The organism is Streptococcus sp. LQJ-218, assembly GCF_003428885.1.
Taxonomy (GTDB): Bacteria; Bacillota; Bacilli; order Lactobacillales; family Streptococcaceae; genus Streptococcus.
Map to the genome: position 1 here is coordinate 12,050 of NZ_QQRU01000007.1, position 25,032 is coordinate 37,081.

Genomic DNA, 25,032 nt, shown 5'->3' on the forward strand with positions numbered 1-25,032 from the left:
GGTAGAAGACTTGACCAATCGAGGCAAGTTTTAAATTGAGGATACAGAATGATTGAATACAAAAATGTGGCGCTACGCTACACAGAAAAAGATGTCTTGAGAGATGTCAATTTACGGATTGAGAATGGGGAATTTATGGTTTTAGTTGGTCCATCTGGCTCAGGTAAGACAACCATGCTTAAGATGATTAACCGTCTCTTGGAACCAACTGATGGAAATATTTATATGGATGGCAAGCGCATCAAAGATTATGATGAGCGTGAACTTCGTCTTTCTACTGGTTATGTTTTACAGGCTATTGCTCTATTTCCTAATCTAACGGTCGCGGAAAATATTGCCCTGATTCCAGAAATGAAGAGCTGGACTAAGGAAGAAATTGCTAAGAAAACAGAAGAGCTTTTGGCAAAGGTCGGTTTACCAGTGGCTGAGTATGGACATCGACTTCCTAATGAATTATCTGGTGGGGAGCAACAGCGTGTTGGAATTGTACGGGCTATGATTGGTCAGCCTAAGATTCTCCTCATGGATGAACCTTTTTCAGCCTTGGATGCTATTTCGAGAAAACAGTTGCAGGCTCTGACTAAAGAGTTGCATAAAGAATTTGGGATGACAACGATTTTTGTAACCCATGATACGGATGAAGCCTTGAAATTGGCGGACCGTATTGCTGTCTTGCAGGATGGAGAAATTCGCCAGGTAGCGAATCCCGAGACAATTTTAAAAGCTCCTGCCACAGACTTTGTAGCAGACTTGTTTGGAGGTAGCCTTCATGACTAATTTAATTGCAACTTTTCAGGATCGTTTTAGTGATTGGATGACAGCACTATCTCAACATTTGCAGTTGTCCCTCTTGACCTTGTTACTAGCTATTTTACTTGCAATTCCCTTGGCTGTTTATCTTCGCTATCATGAGAAGTTGGCGGATTGGGTTTTGCAGATTGCAGGGATTTTCCAGACCATCCCGTCATTGGCCTTGTTGGGACTCTTTATCCCCTTGATGGGAATCGGAACCTTGCCGGCTTTGACAGCGTTAGTGATTTATGCGATCTTTCCGATTTTGCAAAATACCATCACTGGGCTCAAGGGAATTGATCCAAGTCTACAAGAAGCTGGGATTGCCTTTGGGATGACCAGATGGGAGCGGCTCAAGAAGTTTGAAATTCCACTTGCTATGCCTGTTATGATGTCTGGGATTCGGACAGCAGCTGTCTTGATTATCGGTACGGCAACCTTGGCGGCCTTGATTGGGGCGGGAGGACTGGGTTCCTTTATCCTTTTGGGAATTGACCGTAATAATGCCAGTCTGATTTTGATTGGGGCCCTTTCTTCTGCAGTGCTGGCTATTGCCTTTAACTTCCTACTAAAAGTGATGGAAAAAGCAAAATTGCGGACGATTTTTTCTGGTTTTGCCCTGGTGACCATATTGCTCGGTCTGTCTTATAGCCCAGCTCTATTCGCTCAAAAAGAGAAAGAAAACTTGGTGATTGCTGGAAAATTGGGACCGGAACCAGAAATATTGGCTAATATGTATAAGTTGCTGATTGAAGAAAATACCAGCATGACTGCGACTGTTAAACCGAATTTTGGGAAAACAAGTTTCCTCTATGAGGCTCTGAAAAAAGGCGATATTGACATCTATCCTGAATTTACTGGTACGGTGACTGAAAGTTTACTTCAGCCATCACCGAAAGTGAGTCATGAGCCAGAGCAGGTTTATCAGGTGGCGCGTGATGGCATTGCCAAACAGGATCATCTGGCCTATCTCAAACCCATGTCTTATCAAAATACTTATGCTGTAGCTGTTCCGAAAAATATTGCTCAAGAATATGGCTTGAAGACCATTTCGGACTTGAAAAAAGTGGAAGGGCAGCTAAAGGCAGGTTTTACACTCGAGTTTAATGACCGTGAAGATGGAAATAAGGGCTTGCAATCAATGTACGGTCTCAATCTCAACGTAGCGACCATGGAGCCAGCCCTTCGTTATCAGGCGATTCAGTCAGGTGACATTCAAATCACGGATGCCTATTCGACAGATGCGGAGTTGGCGCGTTATGATTTACAGGTCTTGGAAGATGACAAACAACTCTTCCCACCTTATCAAGGGGCTCCACTGATGAAAGAAGCTCTTCTCAAGAAACATCCAGAGTTGGAGACAGTTCTCAATAAATTGGCTGGTAAAATTACTGAAAGCCAGATGAGCCAGCTCAACTACCAAGTCGGTGTTGAAGGCAAGTCAGCAGAACAAGTAGCCAAGGAGTTTCTACAAGAACAAGGTTTGTTGAAGAAATAAAAGGAAAGTCAGTGGTAGTCACTAGCTCCCTTCTTTAGCAGACAAAATCCCATCTCGTCTATAATTCGAGATGGGATTTTTAATGTTAGAGTAAGATAAACAAGAGCGTGATCAAAGCCGCTAGTGTGCCCCTTATAATGTGGTGTGATATATGTTGACTTTCTTGCTGTTGCCCATTCCAGTAAGCACCGTAGCAGATGATGCTAGAGCCCACTATCTATAAGATGACAGTTGCAAGCGGGATAAAGAAAAAGATAGCAAGAGCTAGTGAGGTGAGACAGCTTCCCACCAAGATACACATATTTCCCCAACAGTAGTTTTTTTCTTTCATGGCTGCGAAAGCAGCTGCGAGATGGAGAAGTGAAAAACCGAGAGCTAGTACAATTGTCAGTATTCCTAGGATAATAGAATTTAACATGGTTGATTCCTTTCTTTGTAACAGGATTAAATCTCGAGTGATTTTGTAGAAGTCATCTCAATCACATCTAAGTAAAATCTCACTACTTGGTCTTCTGTATAAGATTTTCCTTTTTTTAGCCACCAGGTCAGTGTTTCGATAAAATTGGTTACTACAAAATGTTTGAGGTAGGAGGCCGGTATGTTCGGATAGGCCTCTTGCAAGTCATCCGCCACCATGGGGTAAACATGGTGTTCTAGCTCTTTCTGGAGTTGACGGAGGAAGTAGTCATTTTTGGAAAATAGCAGACTGGTGATATGGTCTTGGTTTTTCTGAAAATGGAGAAAGAGGTGGGCGAGGTAATCCTCGGTTGAAATGGACTTCTTTCTTTCAAAGAGGTGATGGAAGAGGTAGCGACAAAGCTCGTCCAGAAGTAGTTCCTTGCTCTCATAGTGACAGTAAAAGGTGGATCGTCCCACATCTGCGAGATTAATGATATCCTGAACAGTAGTGGCCTCGTAGCCCTTAGCATTCAAAAGTTGTATAAAAGCTTGAAAGATGGCTTTTTTGGTTTTGCTGATACGGCGGTCAATGTTAGTCATATGGACACTTGAGGCAAATTGTTCAGAACTGAATAAAGCTGACGTTTTGCTTCTATCCTTTCTTTGAGTTTTAGTGGATAATGATAATGAACAAGGTGTTCATAAATCTATTATAACAAAGGAATGAGAAATATGAAGGCAAAATATGCTGTTTGGGTGGCTTTTTTCTTAAATTTGACTTATGCCATTGTTGAGTTTATTGCAGGTGGAGTATTTGGTTCTAGCGCTGTTCTTGCTGATTCTGTTCATGACTTGGGAGATGCGATTGCAATTGGAATATCAGCTTTTCTAGAAACAATCTCCAATCGTGAAGAAGACAATCAGTACACCTTGGGCTATAAGCGGTTTAGCCTGCTAGGAGCCTTGGTAACAGCTGTGATTCTCGTAACAGGCTCTGTTCTAGTCATTTTGGAAAATGTCACGAAGATTTTGCATCCGCAACCAGTCAATGATGAGGGGATTCTCTGGTTAGGAATTATTGCGATAACTATCAATCTGTTAGCGAGTCTGGTGGTTGGTAAGGGAAAGACAAAGAATGAGTCTATTTTGAGTCTGCATTTTCTGGAAGATACGCTAGGGTGGGTAGCTGTTATCCTGATGGCGATTGTTCTTCGATTTACGGACTGGTATATCCTAGATCCTCTTTTGTCCCTTGTCATTTCTTCATTTATTCTTTCAAAAGCCCTTCCACGTTTTTGGTCTACACTCAAGATTTTCTTGGATGCTGTGCCAGAAGGACTAGAGACAGGTGATTTGGAGAAGGATTTGGAGGCTCTGACCAATGTCAAAAGTGTCAATCAACTCAGCATTTGGTCCATGGATGGTCTGGAAAATAATGCCATTATCCATCTCTGTTTAGAAGATTGGGAGCAGATGACGGAAACAAAGAATCAAGTACGTCAGCTCATAGAAGGAAGAGGAATTCAGAATGTTACTATCGAAGTGGACACCAGTCAAATTAATCATGCGCAACATAAGCGGAGGGTAACAGACTTAGAGAAGTCCTACGGGAATCAACACTAGAAAAAGCGACTGGGACAAAACTCAATTTCAAGAGAAAATGAAATAAATCTTAACAAAAATCGCATAGTATCAAGGATTTTTAATACCTGATACTATGCGATTTTTGCTTTTTAAGACTTTTTGCCTAGTTTCTATGATATCTTATATGAAAGACGTTTTCTCCAAACTCTTTGACTAATGAAAAGCTATGGAAATATAGTAGATTGAAATAAGATGTGAACAAATCGATTAGGAAAGTCAAATTAATTCTTAGAAATATTTCAGCAGACACATTGTACTATTCTAGATTCAATCTGTTATAATAGAACTGATAATGATAAAAATTTTTCGATTAGGTACAAAATGCTTGACTTGGAGTCAACTCAAAGTTATATAATAAGATAAGTGAATTAGAATAGCGTAAACTCACTGAATGAAATGAGAGGAGGTTAGCGTGTGAATATTAAATCTGCCAGTGATTTGTTGGGAATTTCAGCGGATACGATTCGGTATTATGAACGGGTTGGTCTTGTGCCACCGATTACTCGTACTGCTACTGGGATTCGTGATTTTCAAGATCAGGATATCGAAGCGCTGGAATTTATTAAGTGTTTTCGTTCGGCGGGTGTCTCTATAGATAGTTTAGTTGACTATATGTCGCTCTACCAAAAGGGGGATGAGACGAGACAGGAGAGGCTTGGTATTTTAGAAGAAGAAAAGCAAAAATTAGAGGAACGCTTGTCTCAGTTACAGGTAGCTTTAAATCGTTTAAATCTCAAAATTAAACTTTACAAGGAAGGAAAATTTTAAATGAAATCAGCAGTATATACAAAGGCAGGCCAGGTTGGCCTTGCCAGCATTGAACGTCCGCAAATTATAGACGCAGATGATGTGATTATTCGTGTAGTTCGCGCGTGCGTTTGTGGTTCGGATTTATGGAGGTACCGTAATCCAGAAACGAAAGCTGGACACAAGAATAGTGGACACGAAGCGATTGGAATCGTTGAAGAAACTGGAGAAGCCATTACAACAGTAAAATCAGGTGATTTTGTGATTGTCCCTTTTACACATGGATGTGGGAAGTGTGATGCTTGTCTTGCTGGATTTGACGGCTCTTGCGACAATCATATTGGTAACAACTTGGGAGGCGATTTCCAAGCAGAATACATTCGATTCCACTATGCAAACTGGGCATTGATTAAAATTCCTGGACAACCTTCTGATTACACAGAAGGCATGCTCAAGTCCCTCTTGACTCTTGCTGATGTCATGCCAACAGGCTATCATGCGGCGCGTGTTGCAAATGTTCAAAAAGGGGATAAGGTTGTGGTCATTGGTGATGGGGCTGTCGGTCAATGTGCTGTCATCGCGGCTAAGATGCGTGGTGCGTCGCAAATTATTCTTATGAGCCGTCATGAAGACCGTCAAAAGATGGCTCTGGAGTCAGGAGCGACATCTGTTGTAGCTGAGCGAGGTCAAGAAGGTATTGCCAAGGTACGTGAAATCCTCGGAGGAGGAGCAGATGCAGCACTTGAGTGCGTCGGTACGGAGGCTGCTGTAGAACAGGCACTTGGTGTTCTTCATAATGGAGGACGCATGGGATTTGTAGGAGTTCCACACTATAATAACCGTGCTCTTGGTTCGACCTTTATGCAAAATATCTCTGTGGCAGGTGGAGCAGCTTCTACGACAACCTATGATAAACAATTTTTACTAAAAGCTGTTCTTGATGGTGATATCAATCCAGGTCGCGTCTTTACTTCAAGTTATAAACTGGAAGATATCGACCAAGCCTACAAAGATATGGATGAACGTAAGACCATTAAATCTATGATTGTGATGGACTAAAAAAGAAAATCCTAATGGAGATTTGAGACTCTCTATTAGGATTTTTTGTTATGTTTATACTCAATGAACATCAAAGAGCAAACTAGGAAACTAGTCGCAGATTTTACTTGAGTACGGCAAGGCGACGTTGACGCGGTTCGAAGGGACTTTCGAAGAGTATTAATTTGTGGAGTTATGGCAGAGTACTTTCTCTCAGAGTCAGTCTGGTTCCCAGCATGGTCAGGCTAGGGATTTTGCGACCATGGAGTACTTCCTTGTTCAGAATATCCATACCTGCTCGACCCATTTCTTCAGTATAAACCGTGATGCTGGAAAGGGGAGGATAAACCTGCTTGGTCAGGCTGGTGTCGTTGAAAGAAATGAGGCTGACGCGGTCTGGTAGACTGATTCCAGCTTCTTGGAGGGCACGGAGGGCACCAATGGCTAAACTATCGCTAGCAGCAAAAAATGCTGGTGGCAGTTGGTTACCCAAGTTCTGAATGGCATGTTTCATTAAGTCATAGCCAGACTGGGCGGTAAAGCTACCTTGAAAGACCAGTTCATCATGATAGATTCCTTTTGTTTGACTGTAGTTTCTGAAATTTTCCAGCCGCTTATCCTCAATGATTTCTTCTTGGTCTGTTGTTTCCTCAAGCCCTGTTAGAATCCCGATACGGTCCATTCCTTGGCTGAGGAAATAATCAACGACCTGTTTCATGGCAGTGTGAAAGTCTGTGATAATGCAGGAATGTCCTAGGGAAAGTGTATCGCTGTCTAGAAAGACTAGGGGCTTTTGGTATTCTTCAAAGGTAGAAATCTGAGCTCGGCTAAACTTTCCGATGCAGAGAATCCCAATCACTTCCTCGCTTAGGGTAAAAGGATGGTCATTAAAATAGCGCAAGATATCATAGTCCAACTCTTGGGCTCTTTTTTCTATTCCTAGGCGAATCTGGTAGTAGTAGAGGTCGTCTAGCTCCCCTTGTTCGCTGACCCATTGGATAATGGCAATCTTTTGCTTGGGCTTGTGGGACTCGCCTGTCTTGAGGTGCTTAGTGTAGCCCAGCTCTTCAGCGACAGTTAAAATACGGTGTCTGGTTTCTTCTGTAACAGATAGGCTCTGGTCGCGGTTGAGAACACGGGATACGGTCGCGATAGAGACAGAAGCTAGTTGTGCAATGTCTTTTAAGGTAGCCATAAATCCTCCTTGATGAGGTTAGTATATCATATTTTTCTGCTTTTTACCTACATTTTAGTAAAAGTTTAGTAAAAAGGATTGACCTTGGGAAATCCCTTGGATACAATAGAAGAAAACGATTACACGTTAAGGTGACTTAATGGACAGTCGGACAGTCAAAGGAGAATTCATATGACACAACATCTTACTGCTGAAGCCCTTCGTAAAGATTTTCTTGCCGTTTTTGGTCAAGAAGCAAACCAAACCTTCTTTTCACCAGGCCGTATCAATTTGATTGGTGAACACACGGATTACAATGGTGGGCACGTTTTTCCTGCTGCTATTTCCTTGGGAACTTATGGGGCGGCTCGCAAACGTGACGACCAAATCTTGCGTTTCTACTCAGCCAACTTTGAGGACAAGGGCATCATCGAAGTTCCTCTTGCTGATCTCAAATTTGAAAAAGAGCACAACTGGACTAACTATCCAAAAGGGGTTCTCCATTTCTTGCAAGAAGCTGGGCACGTGATTGACAAAGGGTTTGATCTTTATGTTTATGGGAATATCCCAAATGGTTCGGGCTTGTCTTCTTCAGCATCCTTGGAACTCTTGACAGGAGTCGTGGCAGAGCATCTCTTTGATTTAAAATTAGAGCGTCTCGATTTGGTTAAAATCGGAAAACAAACAGAAAACAACTTTATCGGAGTTAACTCTGGCATTATGGATCAATTTGCTATCGGCATGGGTGCAGATCAACGTGCTATTTACCTTGATACCAACACCTTGGAGTATGACTTGGTGCCGCTTGATTTGAAAGACAATGTCGTTGTTATTATGAACACCAATAAACGTCGTGAACTAGCAGACTCTAAGTACAATGAACGTCGTGCTGAGTGTGAAAAAGCAGTGGAAGAGTTGCAAGTTGCCTTGGATATTCAGACTTTGGGTGAATTGGATGAGTGGGCCTTTGACCAATACGGCTATCTAATTAAAGACGAAAATCGTTTGAAACGTGCTCGCCATGCTGTGCTTGAAAACCAACGTACCCTCAAAGCTCAGGTAGCCCTTCAAGCAGGAGATTTGGAAACATTTGGTCGTTTGATGAATGCGTCACACGTTTCCCTAGAGCATGACTATGAAGTAACTGGTTTGGAATTAGATACCCTTGTTCACACAGCTTGGGATCAAGAAGGTGTTCTCGGTGCTCGCATGACAGGGGCTGGTTTTGGCGGCTGTGCCATTGCCTTGGTACAAAAAGATGCTGTTGAGGCCTTTAAGGAAGCTGTAGGCAAACACTACGAGGAAGTAGTTGGCTACGCTCCAAGCTTCTATATCGCTGAAGTTGCAGGTGGGACTCGCGTCCTTGATTAGTCAAAAGGAGGTTCTATAGTGACCTTAATAGATAAATTTGTAACACATATCATTTCTGAAAGTTCATTTGAGGAAATGGATCGCATCTACCTGACCAATCGTGTCTTGGCACGAGTAGGAGATGGTGTTTTGGAAGTTGAGACAAATTTGGATAAATTGATTGACCTCAAGGACCAGCTGGTTGAGGAAGCCGTTCGATTAGAGACGATTGAGGATAGTCAGACTGCGCGTGAAATCCTCGGTGCTGAACTGATGGACTTGGTGACCCCTTGTCCCAGTCAGGTCAATCGTGACTTTTGGGAAACCTATGCCCACTCTCCAGAGCAAGCGATTGCGGATTTCTACCAACTCAGTCAGAAAAATGACTACATCAAACTCAAGGCCATTGCTAAAAATCTCGCCTATCGTGTACCGTCTGACTACGGTGAACTGGAGATTACCATCAATCTCTCTAAGCCTGAAAAGGATCCCAAAGAGATTGCGGCAGCCAAGTCGGTGCAAGCTAGCAATTATCCTCAGTGCCAGCTTTGTCTAGAGAATGAAGGCTACCATGGTCGGGTCAACCACCCAGCTCGCAGCAATCACCGCATTATCCGTTTTGAAATGGCTGGTCAGGAGTGGGGCTTCCAGTACTCGCCCTATGCTTATTTTAATGAGCATTGTATCTTTTTAGATGGGCAGCATCGTCCCATGGCCATCAGTCGTCAGAGTTTTGAACGTCTGCTGGATATCGTAGAGCAGTTTCCAGGCTATTTTGCAGGCTCTAATGCCGACTTGCCGATTGTGGGGGGCTCTATTCTAACTCATGATCACTATCAAGGAGGCCGTCACGTATTTCCTATGGAATTGGCTCCCTTACGAAAAACCTTCTCTTTTACTGATTTTGAGCAAGTCAAGGCTGGGATTGTCAAGTGGCCAATGTCAGTGTTGCGTCTGACTTCGGATTCCAAAGAGGATCTGATTAACTTGGCTGATAAGATTTTGCAAGAATGGCGCCAGTATTCAGATCCAAGGGTGCAAGTCTTGGCAGAAAGTAATGGAACACCACACCATACCATTACACCCATTTCCCGTAAACGCGATGGCCAGTTTGAGTTGGACTTGGTTTTACGGGACAATCAGACTTCAGCAGAGCATCCTGATGGCATCTATCATCCCCACAAGGATGTTCAGCATATCAAGAAGGAAAATATCGGCTTGATTGAAGTCATGGGCTTGGCAATCTTACCACCACGTCTGAAAGAAGAAGTAGAGCAAGTTGCAGCCTACCTTGTAGGAGAAGCTGATACAGTTGCCGATTATCATCAGGAATGGGCAGACCAACTCAAAGTCCAACATCCAGACCTAACAGATAAAGAAAAAGCCCTTGAAATCGTTAAGGACTCTGTGGGTGCTATCTTTGCGCGTGTACTTGAGGATGCAGGAGTTTATAAGCAGACGGAGCAAGGACAGGCAGCCTTTATGCGCTTTATAGAGCAGGTCGGAATTTTGTCAGACTAGGAACTTTCTCCTTGCACAGTTCTATAAAAAGTAGTATCATAGTGTCGTTTGAAATATCAGGAGGAAACGATGAAAGATTTTCATTTTGACGCTATATCTGCCTTTGAAAATTACGAAATTGAACAAATGAGAGATGGTCACGTTGTGGTGACGACAAAAGTAGTGGACTCGTCGCTCAACTACTATGGCAATGCTCATGGTGGCTATCTCTTTACCCTTTGTGACCAAATCAGTGGTTTGGTGGTCATCTCGTTGGGACTTGATGGAGTGACGCTCCAGTCCTCTATCAACTACCTCAAGGCAGGAAAACTCGACGATGTGCTGACCATTAAAGGAGAATGTGTCCATCAAGGTCGCACAACCTGTGTAGTGGATGTCGATATCACTAATCAAGAAGGCAGAAATGTCTGCAAGGCAACCTTTACCATGTTTGTCACAGGCCAGCGGTCAGAAGACAGACAGGTGAGGATATAACATAAAAAAGAGGCTCGCACCTCTTTTTCTTATTTCTTTTTATGATTTAATACGGCATTGAGGACAATGGCGAGTAGGCTGGCTACAACGATTCCGTTTGAGAAGAACATTTGGAAGGCTGTCGGCATGCTGACAAAGAGATTACTATTGTTGAGTCCGACACCTGCAGCGATGGAAACAGCTGCGATAAGGAAGTTATGTTCGTTGTTAGCAAAGTCAACGCGGGCGAGGATTTGCATCCCTTGAATCGATACAAAACCAAACATCACCAGCATGGCACCACCGAGGACAGGGCTTGGAATGATTTGGGCGAGGGCGCCAAACTTAGGAAGGAGTCCAAGGAGAACGAGGAAACCAGCTGCGTAGTAGATTGGCAGGCGAGTCTTGATACCTGATAATTTAACCAAACCAACGTTTTGTGAAAATCCTGTGTAAGGGAAGGTGTTGAAGATTCCTCCAAGAAGTACGGCCAAACCTTCTGCGCGGTAACCGTTGCGAAGGCGCGTGCTGTCGATTGGATCTTTTGTGATATCAGACAAGGCTAGGTAAACACCAGTTGATTCAACCATAGACACTGTTGCGATGATACACATCATGACAATAGATGAGATCTCAAAGGTTGGCATCCCAAAGTAGAGTGGAGTTGGGACATGGACAAGTGGTGCTGTTGCAACAGGAGAGAAGTCAACCAAGCCCATGGTAGCAGCAATGGCAGTTCCGACAACTAGACCAATCAAAATGGAGATAGACTTGATAAATCCTTTGGTAAAGATGTTAATCAAGAGGATGATCAAAATAGTGATGGCCGCAAGCAAGAGACTTTGACCAGTTGGCTCTGGAACGTTATTTCCCATATTGCCAATAGCGACAGGGATCAAGGTTAAACCAATCGTGGTAATAACAGATCCTGTTACGATAGATGGGAAGAGATTGGCTACTTTTGAGAAGACGCCTGAAATAAGAACCACGTAAATCCCTGATGCGATAAGGGCACCAAACATAGCGCCACTACCATGGCTTTGCCCAATCATAATCAAGGGAGCAACGGATTGGAAGGCGACTCCGAGAACGACTGGGAGTCCAATCCCAAAGTATTTGTTGAGTTGGAGTTGGAGGAAGGTTGCCACCCCACACATGAAGATATCTGTGGAAATCAAGTAGGTCAACTGCTCAGCTGAATAGCCAAGGGCTGTCGCAATCATGATAGGAACCAGGATGGATCCCGAGTACATAGCTAGTAAGTGCTGCAAGCCAAGAACGGCTGCTTGCGAGTGTTTTTCTTGAGTTTGCATTAGAGATCTGCCTCCTTAAATACGACCTGACCATTTTCAAAACGATCCAAGCGAGCGAGTGATAGGACAGGATAGCCTGCTTTTTCAAGCAAATCACGACCATCTTGGAAAGATTTTTCAATCACGATACCAATAGCTTCGACTGTGGCTCCGGCCTGTTCGATGATGTGAATCAAGCCTTTGGCAGCTTGTCCATTAGCAAGGAAATCGTCGATAATCAAAACCTTGTCCTCTGGTGAGAGGAATTTACCAGCGATAGAAACGGTGCTAGTCACTTGTTTGGTAAAGGAGTAGACTTCTGCAGTTAAGATGCCTTCGTTCATAGTGATGTTCTTAGCTTTTTTAGCAAAAATCATAGGGACATTTAAGGCTTCAGCTGTAAAAACGGCTGGGGCAATACCCGACGCTTCAATGGTCACGACCTTGGTAATACCAGCAGAAGCAAATTTTTCCGAAAAAACCTTACCAATCTCTCGCATCAAGCTAAAGTCAACTTGGTGAGTTAAAAAGGAATCTACTTTGAGGATGTTATCACCCAATATCTGCCCATCCTTGAGGATGCGCTCTTCTAATAATTTCATAAGACCTCCTAAAGTCTAAAAGGCAATCCATTTGCTTGTTTCAAATTTCTATCAAGTAAAACTAATAGAAAAAGGACCTACTTAATCTCTAAGTAAGTCCCTCAAAATAGGCATGGCGAAAAAAACCATACCCAAAGCTAACTTACTTATTGTTAGGTGTTCTGGCACCTTGTAGAAACGTCGTGCCAATTCCCGACATAAACAAGTAAAACGATATTCAATTTTAATTAGGCTTGTGCCAATATTTTTATTTTACACTAAATAGCTTTAGAAATCAAATGTTTTGTTAGTGTTTTGACTAAAAAAACGAACATATATAATAAAAATGGGCAAAAATTAACTTATTAGCTAACATTTAGAAGGTTTTTTCTAAGTTTAAAGACTTTTCCCAATCTTTATTATTCTACTCGCTAAATCTTAAAAAATAGCCATCTGGATCCAAAACTGCAAATTCATGAGGATAGATATAGTGATCCCCGACACGAAATGTTCTCTTGGTTAAAGGACGGTAAATAGGGTAGTTGGCCTCCATCACTTTTTGATAGAGTTTTGGATCATCCTTTATACCAAAAGAGAGATTGACTCCACGGCCAAATGGGTAGGTAAGGTTAGCCAGTTCCTCGGGGGTTCCTTCCTCTAGCATTAGCTGGCACTCTTCAAGAGAAAGGAAGAGAAAGTTTTCTTCTGGACGCTCGTATTCGATCCTAAAACCGAGTAAATCACAGTAGAAGGAACGGGACTGTTCGATATTCGATACCATAAACTCAGGAATAACTGCATTGAAGTTCATCGTGAAAATCCTTAAAGTTCAATTTCCAAGACAATTGGTGTGTGGTCTTGGCGAGCTCCTGAGTCAATCATGTCTGACTTGGTCACCTTGTCAGCGACGCGGTTACTTGTTAGCCAGTAGTCGATTCTCCAGCCTGTATTGTTTATTTTAGAAGTCTTGCTGCGTTGTGCCCACCAAGTGTAGCGTTCTGGGACATTGCCATGAATGTGTCGGAATGTGTCGGTAAATCCAGTTGCCAAAAGGTTGGTAAATCCAGCACGTTCCTCGTCGGTAAATCCTGGTGAACGGCGGTTGCTAGCAGGATTTGCAAGGTCGATTTCATTGTGGGCTACGTTGTAGTCACCAGTCGCAAGGACTGGTTTTTCTTTGTCTAGTTCAGCCAAGTACTCAGCATATTTGACATCCCAAACTTGACGTTCTTCCAAGCGTTTTAGGCTATCGCCAGCATTTGGTGTGTAAACTTGGGTCACGAAAAATGCATCAAATTCTAGGGTGATGATACGACCTTCCAAGTCCATGGTAGAAGGAGCACCAATTTCTGGGAAGCTGATAGTGGGCGTAAGTTCTTTCTTATAGAGGAACATAGTACCAGCATAGCCTTTGCGGGCAGGCTCTTGGGAAGAGCGCCACGTGTTCTCGTAGCCTGGAAAGAGTTCTTCTAAAATTTCCAGATGTTTCTTTGTAGGACCCTTGGCAGAAAGCTTGGTTTCTTGGATAGCAATAATGTCAGCATTTTCAGCGACCAAGGTTTGTAGGACTTCTTGGGACAATTTGGCGCGAGCTGAGTCGCTCGTTAGGGCTGCATTGAGGGAATCAATATTCCATGAGATCAGTTTCATAAAATTACCTTTTTCATTCAGATTATAGATTTTATTATATCAAAAAAAGGTCTATTTCCCCAACGTATGGTTTGAAAAATCAGCCTCTTTTGTTTATAATGTAAGAATGCTTTTATGAAAGGGAGTGAAAATACATGAAATTCTATTCTTATGACTATGTACTCAGCCAAATCAGTCAGCAAAATGGCATCATGATTGGTTTTGGGATTGTGCTCCTAGCCATCACAGGATTTTTTGCTTTTAAGGCTTATCATGATAAAAAGGGAACCAAGTTTCGTGAGTTGGTCATGATTTCAGCTTTGACATTGCTCGCTCTACTTTTGGTCAGTATCACGACTTATCAAAACAATCAAGTTTCTAACAACAAATTTCAGGCTTCACTTCATTTCATCGAGGTTGTTTCCAAAGACTTGGGAGTGGATAAATCAGAAGTTTATGTCAATACTTCTGCAACCACTGATGGAGCGCTTGTCAAGGTAGGTCCAAATGTCTACCGTGCCATGAACGGGAGCGAACCTGACAAGTATCTCTTAGAGAAAGTCGAATTGTATCAAACAGATGCGATTGAATTGGTGGAGGTGAACGAATGACACTCAATTATATGGAAATTTTAATCAAACTAGCCTTGGGTCTCTTTTCGCTGGTTTTCGTGATCAATGTGACTGGAAAGGGCAACCTAGCGCCTAACTCAGCAATAGATCAAATCCAGAACTATGTGCTCGGGGGTATCATCGGTGGGGTGATTTACAATAGCTCCATCAGTATCCTTCAATATGCAGTTATCCTGATTATGTGGACCATTCTGGTCTTGACTCTCAAATGGCTCAACAATAATGTTCGTTCTGTGAAACGCTTGATTGATGGAAAACCGACTCTCCTCATCAAAAATGGGCAGATTGACCCAGAAGCCTGTCGTTCAGTTGGCTTGTCTGCAGCAGATGTAGCTCTCAAACTTCGTAGCCAAGGCATTTTCCAGATGAAACAGGTCAAACGAGCTGTGCAGGAGCAAAATGGTCAACTCATCGTGGTTCAAATTGGAGATGAAAATCCTAAGTATCCAGTTGTGACTGACGGTGTCATCCAAGTAGATGTTTTGGAATCGATTGGCCGTAGCGAAGCGTGGCTGCTTGATAATCTCAGCAAACAGGGGCATGAAAATGTTGCCAATATCTTTATCGCTGAGTATGACAAGGGTGCGGTCACAGTCGTAACCTATGAATAAGAAAAACCTGGGGTCTTGTACTCTTCGAAAATCTCTTCAAACCGCGTCAACGTCGCCTTGCCGTATGTAGGTTACTGACTTCGTCAGTTCTATCTACAACCTCAAAGCAGTGCTTTGAGCAACCGGCGGCTAGTTTCCTAGTTTGCTCTTTGATTTTCATTGAGTATTGGCCTCAGGTTTCCATTTGCAATCAGAAAGGAATTTTATGTCCATTATTCAAAAACTTTGGTGGTTTTTCAAGTTAGAAAAGCGCCGTTATTTAGTCGGGATTGTGGCCTTGGTTTTGGTTTCCGTCCTCAATCTCATTCCCCCCATGGTTATGGGGCGGGTCATTGATGCTATTACGTCGGGACAATTAACCCAGCAGGACCTCCTTCTTGACCTATTTTACTTGCTACTTGCAGCCTTTGGAATGTATTATCTGCGCTATGTTTGGCGTATGTATATCCTTGGAACATCCTACCGTCTGGGGCAGATTATGCGGTCTCGCTTGTTTGAGCATTTCACAAAAATGTCTCCAGCCTTTTATCAGACCTATCGGACGGGGGATCTGATGGCGCACGCAACCAACGATATCAATGCCTTGACTCGTCTAGCAGGTGGCGGTGTTATGTCTGCGGTGGATGCCTCTATCACGGCTTTGGTGACTTTACTGACCATGCTCTTTAGTATTTCTTGGCAGATGACGCTAGTTGCCATTTTACCCTTGCCTTTCATGGCTTATGCCACCAGTCGTCTAGGGAGAAAGACCCATACGGCTTTTGGCGAATCGCAAGCTGCCTTTTCTGAACTCAATAACAAGGTGCAGGAGTCTGTGTCAGGTATTAAAGTAACCAAGTCTTTCGGTTACCAGGCGGACGAGCTCAAGTCCTTCCAGGCAGTCAATGAATTGACCTTCCAAAAAAATCTGCAAACCATGAAATACGATAGTCTTTTTGACCCCATGGTTCTCTTATTTGTTGGTTCTTCCTATGCCTTAACCCTCTTGGTCGGCTCTTTGATGATTCAGGATGGGCACATTACAGTTGGTAATCTGGTCACCTTTATCAGCTATTTGGATATGCTGGTTTGGCCTCTTATGGCTATTGGTTTCCTCTTTAATATTAGTCAGAGGGGGAAGGTGTCCTATCAACGGATTGAGGAACTCTTGTCTCAGGAATCATCTGTACAAGACCCTGAGTTTCCTTTGGATGGTATTGAAAACGGGCGCTTGCAGTACGATATTGATAGCTTTGCCTTTGAAAATGAGGAAACACTGACGGATATTCACTTTAGTTTGGAAAAAGGGCAAACCCTGGGCTTGGTTGGGCAGACAGGCTCTGGAAAAACGTCCTTGATCAAGCTTCTCTTGCGTGAGTACGATGTGGATGAGGGAGCCATTTATCTAAATGGTCACGATATTAGGGACTATCGTCTGACAGACCTTCGCAGTCTCATGGGCTATGTTCCTCAGGACCAGTTCCTCTTTGCGACCTCTATCTTAGACAATATCCGCTTTGGAAATCCTGATTTACCACTTTCAGCCGTAGAGGAAGCGACCAAGCTAGCCCAAGTTTACCAAGACATTCTAGCCATGCCTCAGGGATTTGATACGTTGATTGGTGAAAAGGGAGTCAGTCTTTCTGGTGGTCAAAAGCAGCGTCTGGCTATGAGTCGAGCTATGATTTTAGATCCAGATATTTTGATTTTAGATGATTCCTTGTCTGCCGTGGATGCCAAGACAGAGTATGCCATCATCGACAACCTTAAGGAGACGCGAAAGGACAAGACAACCATCATCACAGCCCATCGCCTCAGTGCAGTTGTCCATGCAGATTTGATTTTAGTTCTACAAAATGGACAGATTATCGAACGGGGTACACACGAAGACCTGCTAGCTTTGAATGGCTGGTATGCCCAAACCTACCAGTCTCAGCAGTTGGAAATGAAAGGAGAAGAAGATGCAGAATAAACAAGAACAATGGGCTGTATTGAAGCGATTGATGTCTTATCTTAAGCCTTATGGTCTTCTGACCTTTTTGGCACTCAGCTTTCTCTTAGTGACTACGGTCATTAAAAGTGTGATTCCCCTTGTGGCCTCCCACTTTATTGACCAGTATCTCAGCAATCTCAACCAACTGGCCGTGACCGTCTTGCTGGTCTACTATGGCCTTTATATCCTACAAACTCTGGTTCAGTATGTCGGCAATCTTCTCTTTGCTCGGGTGTCTTACAGTATTGTTAGGGATATTCGTCGCGATGCCTTTGCCAATATGGAAAAACTAGGCATGTCTTATTTTGACAAGATGCCAGCAGGCTCTATCGTCTCTCGTTTGACCAATGATACCGAGACTATCAGTGATATGTTTTCAGGGATTTTATCCAGCTTTATCTCAGCAGTTTTCATCTTTCTGACAACCCTTTATACCATGTTGGTGTTGGATTTTCGTTTGACGGCTTTAGTCTTGCTCTTTCTCCCCTTGATTTTCCTTTTGGTCAATCTCTATCGGAAAAAGTCTGTCAAGATTATCGAGAAAACCAGAAGTCTCTTGTCGGATATCAATAGCAAGCTAGCTGAAAACATCGAGGGAATCAGGATTATTCAGACCTTTAATCAAGAGAAGCGTCTGCAAGCAGAATTTGATGAAATTAACCAAGAACACTTGGTCTATGCCAACCGTTCTGTAGCCTTAGATGCCCTCTTTTTGCGCCCTGCCATGAGTTTGCTAAAACTCTTAGGCTACACTGTTTTGATGGCCTACTTTGGCTATCGTGGACTTTATCTGGGAATAACAGCAGGGACCATGTATGCCTTTATCCAGTATATCAATCGTCTCTTTGATCCCCTGATTGAAGTGACGCAAAACTTCTCAACCCTGCAAACGTCTATGGTTTCTGCAGGCCGTGTTTTTGCCTTAATCGATGAGAGAAACTATGAGCCCCTTCAAGAAAATGGCGAAGCTGAGGTCAAAGAAGGCAATATTCGGTTTGAACACGTATGTTTCTCATATGATGGCAAACACCCAATTCTGGATGATATTTCCTTTTCAGTGAACAAGGGGGAAACCATTGCCTTTGTGGGTCATACAGGTTCGGGGAAATCTTCGATTATCAATGTCCTCATGCGCTTTTATGAATTTCAGTCAGGGCGAGTTTTCTTGGATGATGTGGATATTAGGAACTACAGTCAGGAAGAACTGAGAAAAAATATCGGACTGGTCTTGCAGGATCCCTTCCTCTATCATGGAACCATTAAGTCCAATATCGCCATGTACCAAGATCTTAGTGATGAGCAGGTACGGGCTGCAGCTGCTTTTGTTGATGCAGATTCCTTTATTCAGGACCTTCCGCTGGGCTACGATGCTCCTGTTTCCGAGCGTGGTTCGAGCTTTTCTACTGGTCAGCGCCAGCTTCTTGCCTTTGCCAGAACAGTCGCCAGTCAGCCTAAAATCCTGATTTTGGATGAAGCGACAGCCAATATTGACTCTGAGACAGAAAGTTTGGTTCAAGCTTCTTTGGATAAGATGAGACAGGGACGGACAACCATTGCCATTGCCCACCGTCTTTCTACTATCCAAGACGCCAACTGTATCTATGTTTTGGACAAGGGGCGCATCATCGAGAGTGGTACTCATGAGGAACTCTTGACCTTGGGAGGAACCTATCACAAGATGTATAGCTTGCAGGCAGGGGCTATGTCCTAATACTCTTTGACAATCTCTTTAAACCAGGTCAACTTTATACACAACCTCAAAGCTGTACTTTGAACAGCCTGCGACTAGTTTCCTAGATTAATAAGAAGGAAATCCTTCAAATTACAGCTTTCTTTCACCGCCTTTTCCATTTTGTGGTATAATGAAAAATGTTGACAAATAGTATAATAAAAACAAAGGAGAAACAGCATGCTGAAATGGGAAGCCTTGCCCGTGGAAATGAAATCAAGCGAGGTTGAGTCTTACTACCAGCTTGTCTCTAAAAGGAAGGGTTCGCTGATTTTCAAGCGTTGCTTGGATTGGATTCTGGCTTTGATCTTGCTGATTTTGACTTCCCCAGTTTTTCTCATCTTGAGCATTTGGATCAAGTTGGATAGCAAGGGGCCAGTTATTTATAAACAAGAGCGCGTGACACAGTACAACCGTCGGTTTAAGATTTGGAAGTTTCGTACCATGGTGACGGATGCAGATAAAAAAGGCAGTCTGGTGACTTCTGCTAATGATAGTCGTATTACCAAGGTTGGGAATTTCATCCGCCGTGTCCGTTTGGACGAACTGCCTCAGCTGGTCAATGTTCTTAAAGGCGAGATGTCCTTTGTCGGTACACGACCTGAAGTGCCGCGCTACACAGAGCAGTATAGTCCTGAAATGATGGCGACCTTGCTCTTACCAGCAGGGATTACCTCTCCAGCTAGCATTCACTACAAGGATGAGGACACTATCATCAGTCAAATGACGGAGAAAGGTTTATCAGTTGACCAAGCCTATGTTGAACACGTCCTTCCGGAAAAGATGCGTTATAACCTCGCCTATCTCCGAGAGTTTAGTTTCCTTGGAGACATCAAAATCATGTTTCAAACCGTGTTTGAAGTGCTAAAATAAAGTAGTCATAAGAAAATGAGTACAGATAAAAGGAGCAAATCAATGCCAAATTACAATATTCCATTTTCACCACCCGATATTACGGAAGCAGAAATTGCTGAAGTAGCGGATACTCTTCGTTCTGGTTGGATTACAACTGGTCCTAAGACCAAAGAACTGGAGCGTCGCTTGTCTCAATACACACAGACTCCTAAGACTGTCTGCCTCAACTCTGCGACTGCCGCTCTTGAGTTGATTTTGCGCGTTTTGGAAGTGGGACCTGGTGATGAAGTCATCGTTCCAGCCATGACCTATACAGCTTCATGTAGTGTCATCACTCACGTGGGAGCAACACCAGTCATGGTGGATATCCAAGCAGATACGTTTGAGATGGACTATGACCTGCTGGAGCAAGCTATCACTGAAAATACCAAGGTCATCATTCCAGTAGAACTTGCAGGGATTGTTTGCGACTATGACCGTTTATTCCAAGTAGTGGAGAAGAAACGTGACCTCTTTACTGCTTCAAGCAAGTGGCAAAAAGCCTTTAACCGTATCGTGATTGTCTCTGATAGTGCCCATGCTTTGGGATCTACTTACAAAGGACAACCAGCTGGTTCTATCGCTGACTTCACTTCCTTCTCATTCCACGCCGTTAAGAATTTTACAACGGCAGAGGGTGGAAGTGCTACTTGGAAAGCCAATCCAGCGATTGATGACGAAGAGATGTACAAGGAATTCCAAATCCTTTCCCTTCACGGGCAAACTAAGGATGCTCTTGCCAAGATGCAGCTAGGCTCATGGGAATACGATATCGTCACACCAGCCTACAAGTGCAATATGACAGATATCATGGCTTCACTTGGTCTGGTACAATTGGATCGCTATCCAAGTTTGTTGCAACGTCGTAAGGACATTGTGGACCGCTATGATCGTGGTTTTGCAGGTTCTCGCATCCATCCTTTGGCACACAAGACTGAAACTGTCGAATCTTCACGCCACCTCTATATTACTCATGTAGAAGGAGCGAGCCTAGAAGAACGCAATCTTATCATCCAAGAATTGGCTAAAGCAGGAATTGCAAGTAACGTCCACTACAAACCGCTTCCTCTGCTAACAGCCTATAAGAATCTTGGTTTTGATATGGCGAACTATCCTAAGGCTTATGCCTTCTTTGAAAATGAAATTACGCTCCCTCTTCACACTAAATTAAGCGATGATGAAGTAGACTATATCGTTCAGACTTTGGTGAGAATTTCCGAAGAAATCCTTGATTCTGAAAAAAATTCATAAAAAAATCTTGACAAAGATAGAACAATAGCATATAATATTCTCAATAAATCAGAAAAGTAGTTATTTTTGATCTTCAGGGAGCCTGTGGTGATTGTGAACAGGTGGTTGGAAGTAGTGAAAGTGGGCTGATTTAAAAAATGAATTCGAAACAATGAAAATTCGGTGCGCACACCTTACAGTGCAACTTGTTGTTAGACAAGGTAGAGATGTAAAGGGGGATAGTCCCTTTATAATTGAGGTGGCACCGCGTTACCAACGCCCTCACATGGAATTTAATTCTGTGTGTGGGCTTTTTTCTATCCGTCATTTTGTTTATCTTTTATTAGGGCCTTAAGTCGCTTTGATGAACTTGAGTTCTATCTACAGCTCCTTGGCTACTATTAAAAGCAAACAAAAGGTCAAATGAATACAGAAAGAGGAAAATTTTATGACAACTAAAGGATATTTTGGACAATTTGGTGGTAGTTTTGTACCAGAACCAATTCAGGTTTTACTAGATGAATTGGAAGTGACTTTTGATAAGTACAAGGAAGATCCAGAGTTTTTGGCAGAATTTCGTCATTACTTGAAGGACTATTCCGGTCGCGAAACACCGCTCTATTTTGCGGAAAGTTTGACAAAGCACCTAGGTGGAGCTAAGATTTATCTTAAACGTGAAGACCTTAACCACCTTGGTTCTCACAAGCTCAACAACATTTTAGGACAAATTCTTCTGGCTAAACGTATGGGCAAAAAACGGGTTATTGCGGAAACAGGAGCTGGTCAGCACGGTGTTGCGACAGCAGCAGCTGCAGCCAAGTTTGGTATGGCCTGTGATGTCTACATGGGAGCAGAGGATGTGGAACGTCAACGTCTCAATGTTTTCCGTATGGAGATGATGGGAGCAACTGTTCACGCGGTTGAAACTGGGACACGAACTCTTAAGGATGCGGTTGATGCAGCCTTTGGAGCATGGATGAATGACCTTGAAGCCTTCTACGTTTTGGGATCTGCTGTAGGCCCTCATCCTTATCCTACCATTGTCCATGAGTTCCAAAAAGTCATTAGTGAAGAATCTCGCCGTCAAATCTTGGAAAAAGAAGGCCGTTTACCAGACTACGTTATTGCCTGTGTAGGTGGTGGTTCCAATGCCATCGGTGCTTTTTCTCAGTATGTGGCTGATGAAGAAGTTAAATTGGTTGGGGTCGAAGCTGCTGGTCATGGAGTTGACACAGACAAGCACGCAGCTACTATGACAAAAGGTAGTATCGGAATTGTCGACGGTATGAAGACCTATGCAGTCTTTAAGGAAGATGGAGAGCTAGCTCCAGTTTACTCTATCTCAGCTGGATTGGACTATCCAGGGGTTGGCCCAGAACACGCCTACTTTAAAGATTCTGGTCGCGTTGAATATGTAGCAGCGACAGACGAAGAAGCGGTTCAAGCCTTGCTCCTTCTCAGTAAGACTGAAGGAATTATCCCAGCTATTGAAAGTTCACACGCTATCGCAGAAGCAGTTAAACGTGCACCGAAACTAAGTAAAGATGAGATTATCATCATCAACGTCTCTGGTCGTGGAGACAAGGACGTAGCTGCGATTGCAGACTACCTAGAAGCTAAAAAATAATAGATGGAAAAATTACAGTCCTTTCTCTCACAGAGAGCTTGTGGTTGCTGGAAACAAGCAGAGAAAACTGTAAGGTTGGGTCCATTTGAAACAAGAGAAGAAAACATAATTCTCAAGGGAGTGCCCTTTATCGCACAGCCTGTTACAGGAAGGTTCTGAGACAGGAATGAGAGATAGGAGAAATCCTATAATTGAGGTGGCACCGCGAATTTCGTCCTCACGCAAGTTATTTTGCGTGGGGATTTTTTATACAGTCGCTACCAACTAGAATTAGAATCGAAAGGGAAATTACAATGGAACGAATCATTCATGGAGATGTCTTATCACCAATCCTGGCTTATATGCGCCTAAAGGGGCAACACAAGGTTATCTTAGAGAGTATTCCGAGAGACAAGGAAACCGCTCGTTTTTCTATCCTAGCCTATAATCCAGTTTTTGAGATTCAGTTTGAAAATGGAGTCCTTTATCAAAATGGTCAAGTGATTGACCGGGATCCCTTGGATTTTCTTTATGAAGTGACTCATAAGAGCCAGCACCATTCAGACCTCCCTTTTGGTGGAGGAGCCATTGGTTTTGTGGGTTACGATATGATTTCTCTTTATGAAGAAATTGGTCAAATTCCTGAGGACACAATTGGAACGCCAGACATGCATTTCTTCGTCTATGAGAGTTACATGGTCTTTGATCACAAGAAGGAAAAAATTCATGTCATCGAGGATGCTCTCTATAGTGAGCGTAGTCAAGAAGACTTGGAAAAAGCCTTGAACCAAGTGCTTGAGGAATTACGCATTCCTGCTCCAAATGAATTTGAAGACTTGGATCTATCTCCTCTGGACTTCAAACCCCATATCGCCCCTCAGAAGTTTGAGGAAATGGTGGAAACAGCGCGTGACTTGATTCGAAATGGTGACATGTTCCAATGTGTACTCAGTCAGCGCTTCTCAGCAGAAGTGACTGGAAATCCTTTTGACTTCTACAGAAATCTCCGCGTGACCAATCCATCTAATTACCTTTATTTCTATGACTTTGGGGATTATCAAATCATCGGAGCTAGTCCAGAAAGTTTGGTTTCTGTCAAAAATGGCATCGTGACAACCAATCCGATTGCGGGTACACGACCAAGAGGAGCTACGGATGAAGAGGACAAGGCTTTGGCGACAGACCTGCTTTCGGATGAGAAGGAAACAGCAGAGCATCGAATGTTGGTGGACTTGGGTCGTAATGATATTGGTCGCATCTCTGAAACGGCAAGCGTCCAAGTCACCAAGTATATGGAAGTGGAGCTCTTCCGCTATGTCATGCATTTGACCAGCGTGGTCAAGGGGCGTTTGCTTCCAGAACTCACTGCTATGGATGCCTTGAAAGCAACACTTCCTGCTGGAACAGTTTCAGGAGCACCAAAGATTCGAGCCATGAGACGCATCTATGAACTGGAAACAGAAAAACGGGGAGTATACGCAGGAGCAATCGGCTACTTGTCTGCTACGGGTGATATGGATTTCGCCATCGCTATCCGAACGATGGTTCTCAAAAATCAAATAGCCTATGTGCAGGCTGGGGCAGGGATTGTCTACGATTCCATCGCCCAAAACGAATATCAAGAAACCATTAACAAAGCAAAATCTATGACTAGAATTGGAGAACTAAGACCATGATTTTATTGATTGACAACTATGATTCTTTTACCTATAACTTGGCTCAATACATTGGGAATTTTGCAGAAGTTCAGGTCTTGAGAAATGATGATCCTAAGCTTTACGAAGAAGCTGAAAAAGCAGATGGTCTGGTCTTTTCGCCCGGCCCGGGTTGGCCAGTTGATGCTGGAAAGATGGAAAATATGATTCGTGACTTTGCTGGCAAGAAGCCGATTCTTGGAATTTGTTTGGGTCACCAAGCCATCGCAGAAGTCTTTGGTGGTAAGTTAGGTTTGGCTCCAAAAGTCATGCACGGGAAACAGAGTAATATCAACTTTGAAGCGCCATCTGTTTTGTATCAAGGTATCGAGGATGGCCGTGCGGTCATGCGTTACCACAGTATTTTGATTGAGGAAATGCCAGAAGACTTTGAAGTGACAGCTCGTTCGACTGATGACCAAGCTATCATGGGGATTCAACATAAAAACCTACCGATTTATGGCTTCCAGTACCATCCAGAGAGCATTGGAACGCCAGATGGCTTGTCTTCTATTCGGAATTTTATCGAGAAGGTTGTAAAGTGAG

At 43.2% G+C, this 25,032-nt stretch carries 23 protein-coding genes, 1 pseudogene, 1 riboswitch and 1 other annotated feature; of the genes and pseudogenes, 17 read left to right on the plus strand and 7 right to left on the minus strand.

The window, feature by feature from the left end; genetic code table 11:
* Positions 1–48: 48 nt before the first annotated feature.
* Together D2908_RS06900 and D2908_RS06905 are read left to right on the plus strand one after the other, a co-directional pair.
* Positions 49–777 (plus strand): ABC transporter ATP-binding protein, encoded by a 729-nt coding sequence (locus D2908_RS06900; protein WP_117305893.1) that lies wholly within the window; start codon positions 49–51, stop codon positions 775–777.
* Positions 770–2,290, plus strand: a complete 1,521-nt coding sequence (locus D2908_RS06905) for an ABC transporter permease/substrate-binding protein (protein WP_117305895.1) — start codon at positions 770–772, stop codon at positions 2,288–2,290. Before D2908_RS06900 ends, D2908_RS06905 begins: the two co-directional genes overlap by 8 nt.
* A gap of 85 nt (positions 2,291–2,375) precedes the next feature.
* On the opposite strand, the pseudogene D2908_RS06910 reads toward D2908_RS06905, so the two are convergent.
* Together D2908_RS06910 and D2908_RS06915 are read right to left on the minus strand one after the other, a co-directional pair.
* Positions 2,376–2,708, minus strand: a pseudogene (locus D2908_RS06910) (glucuronide permease).
* A 26-nt stretch (positions 2,709–2,734) separates the two neighbouring features.
* Positions 2,735–3,289 carry a TetR/AcrR family transcriptional regulator gene (locus tag D2908_RS06915; protein ID WP_117305897.1) on the minus strand — a complete coding sequence of 185 codons (555 nt, stop codon included), beginning with the start codon at positions 3,287–3,289 and terminating at the stop codon, positions 2,735–2,737.
* Positions 3,290–3,421: 132 nt separating this feature from the next.
* Between D2908_RS06915 and D2908_RS06920 the strand changes: the two genes are divergently transcribed.
* From D2908_RS06920 to D2908_RS06935, 3 genes are all read left to right on the plus strand, one after another.
* On the plus strand, positions 3,422–4,312 hold the full coding sequence (locus D2908_RS06920) for a cation diffusion facilitator family transporter (RefSeq protein ID WP_117305899.1): 891 nt from the start codon (positions 3,422–3,424) through the stop codon (positions 4,310–4,312).
* 435 nt (positions 4,313–4,747) lie between these two features.
* Positions 4,748–5,101 carry a stress response transcriptional regulator NmlR gene (gene nmlR / locus D2908_RS06930; protein ID WP_117305901.1) on the plus strand — a complete coding sequence of 118 codons (354 nt, stop codon included), beginning with the start codon at positions 4,748–4,750 and terminating at the stop codon, positions 5,099–5,101.
* On the plus strand, positions 5,102–6,139 hold the full coding sequence (locus D2908_RS06935; RefSeq protein ID WP_117305903.1) for a zinc-binding dehydrogenase: 1,038 nt from the start codon (positions 5,102–5,104) through the stop codon (positions 6,137–6,139).
* 172 nt (positions 6,140–6,311) lie between these two features.
* Here D2908_RS06935 and galR read toward each other — a convergent pair whose 3' ends face one another.
* A complete protein-coding gene (gene galR / locus D2908_RS06940) occupies positions 6,312–7,313 on the minus strand; it encodes a DNA-binding transcriptional regulator GalR (RefSeq protein ID WP_117305905.1) in 1,002 nt (333 codons plus the stop codon).
* 171 nt (positions 7,314–7,484) lie between these two features.
* Between galR and D2908_RS06945 the strand changes: the two genes are divergently transcribed.
* From D2908_RS06945 to D2908_RS06955, 3 genes are all read left to right on the plus strand, one after another.
* Positions 7,485–8,663 carry a galactokinase gene (locus D2908_RS06945; RefSeq protein WP_117305907.1) on the plus strand — a complete coding sequence of 393 codons (1,179 nt, stop codon included), beginning with the start codon at positions 7,485–7,487 and terminating at the stop codon, positions 8,661–8,663.
* Positions 8,664–8,681: 18 nt separating this feature from the next.
* Positions 8,682–10,163, plus strand: coding sequence for a UDP-glucose--hexose-1-phosphate uridylyltransferase (locus tag D2908_RS06950; protein WP_117305909.1), 1,482 nt, complete (start codon positions 8,682–8,684; stop codon positions 10,161–10,163).
* 69 nt (positions 10,164–10,232) lie between these two features.
* Complete coding sequence (locus D2908_RS06955; protein ID WP_000651223.1) at positions 10,233–10,637, plus strand: PaaI family thioesterase; 405 nt, start codon at positions 10,233–10,235, stop codon at positions 10,635–10,637.
* A 29-nt stretch (positions 10,638–10,666) separates the two neighbouring features.
* On the opposite strand, the gene D2908_RS06960 is transcribed toward D2908_RS06955, so the two are convergent.
* From D2908_RS06960 to D2908_RS06975, 4 genes are all read right to left on the minus strand, one after another.
* Positions 10,667–11,929: a nucleobase:cation symporter-2 family protein gene (locus D2908_RS06960; protein WP_049497528.1), complete on the minus strand. Its 1,263-nt coding sequence runs from the start codon at positions 11,927–11,929 to the stop codon at positions 10,667–10,669.
* Positions 11,929–12,510 (minus strand): xanthine phosphoribosyltransferase, encoded by a 582-nt coding sequence (locus D2908_RS06965; protein ID WP_117305911.1) that lies wholly within the window; start codon positions 12,508–12,510, stop codon positions 11,929–11,931. The genes D2908_RS06960 and D2908_RS06965 overlap by 1 nt, the downstream gene beginning before the upstream one ends.
* Before the next feature lie 129 nt (positions 12,511–12,639).
* A riboswitch (purine riboswitch) is annotated at positions 12,640–12,735 on the minus strand.
* Positions 12,736–12,913: 178 nt separating this feature from the next.
* On the minus strand, positions 12,914–13,300 hold the full coding sequence (locus D2908_RS06970; protein ID WP_117305912.1) for a VOC family protein: 387 nt from the start codon (positions 13,298–13,300) through the stop codon (positions 12,914–12,916).
* An 11-nt stretch (positions 13,301–13,311) separates the two neighbouring features.
* Complete coding sequence (locus D2908_RS06975) at positions 13,312–14,139, minus strand: exodeoxyribonuclease III (RefSeq protein ID WP_117305914.1); 828 nt, start codon at positions 14,137–14,139, stop codon at positions 13,312–13,314.
* Between the two features lie 134 nt (positions 14,140–14,273).
* On the opposite strand from D2908_RS06975, the gene D2908_RS06980 reads away from it, so the two are divergent.
* The 9 genes from D2908_RS06980 to D2908_RS07030 all read left to right on the plus strand — a co-directional run bounded on the left by D2908_RS06980 (position 14,274) and on the right by D2908_RS07030 (position 25,031).
* A complete protein-coding gene (locus D2908_RS06980) occupies positions 14,274–14,729 on the plus strand; it encodes a DUF3290 family protein (protein ID WP_117305916.1) in 456 nt (151 codons plus the stop codon).
* Entirely contained in the window at positions 14,726–15,361 is a 636-nt protein-coding gene (locus D2908_RS06985) for a DUF421 domain-containing protein (RefSeq protein ID WP_117305918.1), read from the plus strand. Before D2908_RS06980 ends, D2908_RS06985 begins: the two co-directional genes overlap by 4 nt.
* Positions 15,362–15,566: 205 nt before the next feature.
* On the plus strand, positions 15,567–17,312 hold the full coding sequence (locus tag D2908_RS06990; protein ID WP_117305920.1) for an ABC transporter ATP-binding protein: 1,746 nt from the start codon (positions 15,567–15,569) through the stop codon (positions 17,310–17,312).
* Positions 17,302–19,044: an ABC transporter ATP-binding protein gene (locus D2908_RS06995; RefSeq protein ID WP_117305922.1), complete on the plus strand. Its 1,743-nt coding sequence runs from the start codon at positions 17,302–17,304 to the stop codon at positions 19,042–19,044. The genes D2908_RS06990 and D2908_RS06995 overlap by 11 nt, the downstream gene beginning before the upstream one ends.
* A gap of 198 nt (positions 19,045–19,242) precedes the next feature.
* Positions 19,243–19,935: a sugar transferase gene (locus tag D2908_RS07005; RefSeq protein ID WP_117305924.1), complete on the plus strand. Its 693-nt coding sequence runs from the start codon at positions 19,243–19,245 to the stop codon at positions 19,933–19,935.
* Positions 19,936–19,977: 42 nt separating this feature from the next.
* Entirely contained in the window at positions 19,978–21,207 is a 1,230-nt protein-coding gene (locus tag D2908_RS07010; RefSeq protein ID WP_165847462.1) for a DegT/DnrJ/EryC1/StrS aminotransferase family protein, read from the plus strand.
* A 427-nt stretch (positions 21,208–21,634) separates the two neighbouring features.
* Positions 21,635–22,813, plus strand: a complete 1,179-nt coding sequence (trpB, locus tag D2908_RS07020) for a tryptophan synthase subunit beta (protein WP_117305930.1) — start codon at positions 21,635–21,637, stop codon at positions 22,811–22,813.
* Positions 22,804–23,035, plus strand: a binding site (T-box leader). (Overlaps the previous gene by 10 nt.)
* 71 nt (positions 23,036–23,106) lie before the next feature.
* Positions 23,107–24,468 carry an anthranilate synthase component I gene (gene trpE, locus D2908_RS07025; protein WP_117305932.1) on the plus strand — a complete coding sequence of 454 codons (1,362 nt, stop codon included), beginning with the start codon at positions 23,107–23,109 and terminating at the stop codon, positions 24,466–24,468.
* The gene (locus D2908_RS07030) at positions 24,465–25,031 is read left to right on the plus strand and encodes an aminodeoxychorismate/anthranilate synthase component II (RefSeq protein WP_117305934.1); all 567 of its coding nucleotides are present in this window, start codon (positions 24,465–24,467) and stop codon (positions 25,029–25,031) included. Before trpE ends, D2908_RS07030 begins: the two co-directional genes overlap by 4 nt.
* Position 25,032: the final 1 nt, after the last annotated feature.

What these genes read in the sequence shown, in the direction of transcription:
- D2908_RS06900 (WP_117305893.1), top strand. Translation starts at nt 49, where the DNA reads ATGATTGAATACAAAAATGTGGCGCTACGCTACACAGAAAAAGATGTC.
- D2908_RS06905 (WP_117305895.1), top strand. Translation starts at nt 770, where the DNA reads ATGACTAATTTAATTGCAACTTTTCAGGATCGTTTTAGTGATTGGATG.
- D2908_RS06915 (WP_117305897.1), bottom strand. Translation starts at nt 3,289, where the DNA reads ATGACTAACATTGACCGCCGTATCAGCAAAACCAAAAAAGCCATCTTT.
- D2908_RS06920 (WP_117305899.1), top strand. Translation starts at nt 3,422, where the DNA reads ATGAAGGCAAAATATGCTGTTTGGGTGGCTTTTTTCTTAAATTTGACT.
- D2908_RS06935 (WP_117305903.1), top strand. Translation starts at nt 5,102, where the DNA reads ATGAAATCAGCAGTATATACAAAGGCAGGCCAGGTTGGCCTTGCCAGC.
- galR (WP_117305905.1), bottom strand. Translation starts at nt 7,313, where the DNA reads ATGGCTACCTTAAAAGACATTGCACAACTAGCTTCTGTCTCTATCGCG.
- D2908_RS06945 (WP_117305907.1), top strand. Translation starts at nt 7,485, where the DNA reads ATGACACAACATCTTACTGCTGAAGCCCTTCGTAAAGATTTTCTTGCC.
- D2908_RS06955 (WP_000651223.1), top strand. Translation starts at nt 10,233, where the DNA reads ATGAAAGATTTTCATTTTGACGCTATATCTGCCTTTGAAAATTACGAA.
- D2908_RS06960 (WP_049497528.1), bottom strand. Translation starts at nt 11,929, where the DNA reads ATGCAAACTCAAGAAAAACACTCGCAAGCAGCCGTTCTTGGCTTGCAG.
- D2908_RS06965 (WP_117305911.1), bottom strand. Translation starts at nt 12,510, where the DNA reads ATGAAATTATTAGAAGAGCGCATCCTCAAGGATGGGCAGATATTGGGT.
- D2908_RS06970 (WP_117305912.1), bottom strand. Translation starts at nt 13,300, where the DNA reads ATGAACTTCAATGCAGTTATTCCTGAGTTTATGGTATCGAATATCGAA.
- D2908_RS06975 (WP_117305914.1), bottom strand. Translation starts at nt 14,139, where the DNA reads ATGAAACTGATCTCATGGAATATTGATTCCCTCAATGCAGCCCTAACG.
- D2908_RS06980 (WP_117305916.1), top strand. Translation starts at nt 14,274, where the DNA reads ATGAAATTCTATTCTTATGACTATGTACTCAGCCAAATCAGTCAGCAA.
- D2908_RS06985 (WP_117305918.1), top strand. Translation starts at nt 14,726, where the DNA reads ATGACACTCAATTATATGGAAATTTTAATCAAACTAGCCTTGGGTCTC.
- D2908_RS06990 (WP_117305920.1), top strand. Translation starts at nt 15,567, where the DNA reads ATGTCCATTATTCAAAAACTTTGGTGGTTTTTCAAGTTAGAAAAGCGC.
- D2908_RS06995 (WP_117305922.1), top strand. Translation starts at nt 17,302, where the DNA reads ATGCAGAATAAACAAGAACAATGGGCTGTATTGAAGCGATTGATGTCT.
- D2908_RS07005 (WP_117305924.1), top strand. Translation starts at nt 19,243, where the DNA reads ATGCTGAAATGGGAAGCCTTGCCCGTGGAAATGAAATCAAGCGAGGTT.
- D2908_RS07010 (WP_165847462.1), top strand. Translation starts at nt 19,978, where the DNA reads ATGCCAAATTACAATATTCCATTTTCACCACCCGATATTACGGAAGCA.
- trpB (WP_117305930.1), top strand. Translation starts at nt 21,635, where the DNA reads ATGACAACTAAAGGATATTTTGGACAATTTGGTGGTAGTTTTGTACCA.
- trpE (WP_117305932.1), top strand. Translation starts at nt 23,107, where the DNA reads ATGGAACGAATCATTCATGGAGATGTCTTATCACCAATCCTGGCTTAT.
- D2908_RS07030 (WP_117305934.1), top strand. Translation starts at nt 24,465, where the DNA reads ATGATTTTATTGATTGACAACTATGATTCTTTTACCTATAACTTGGCT.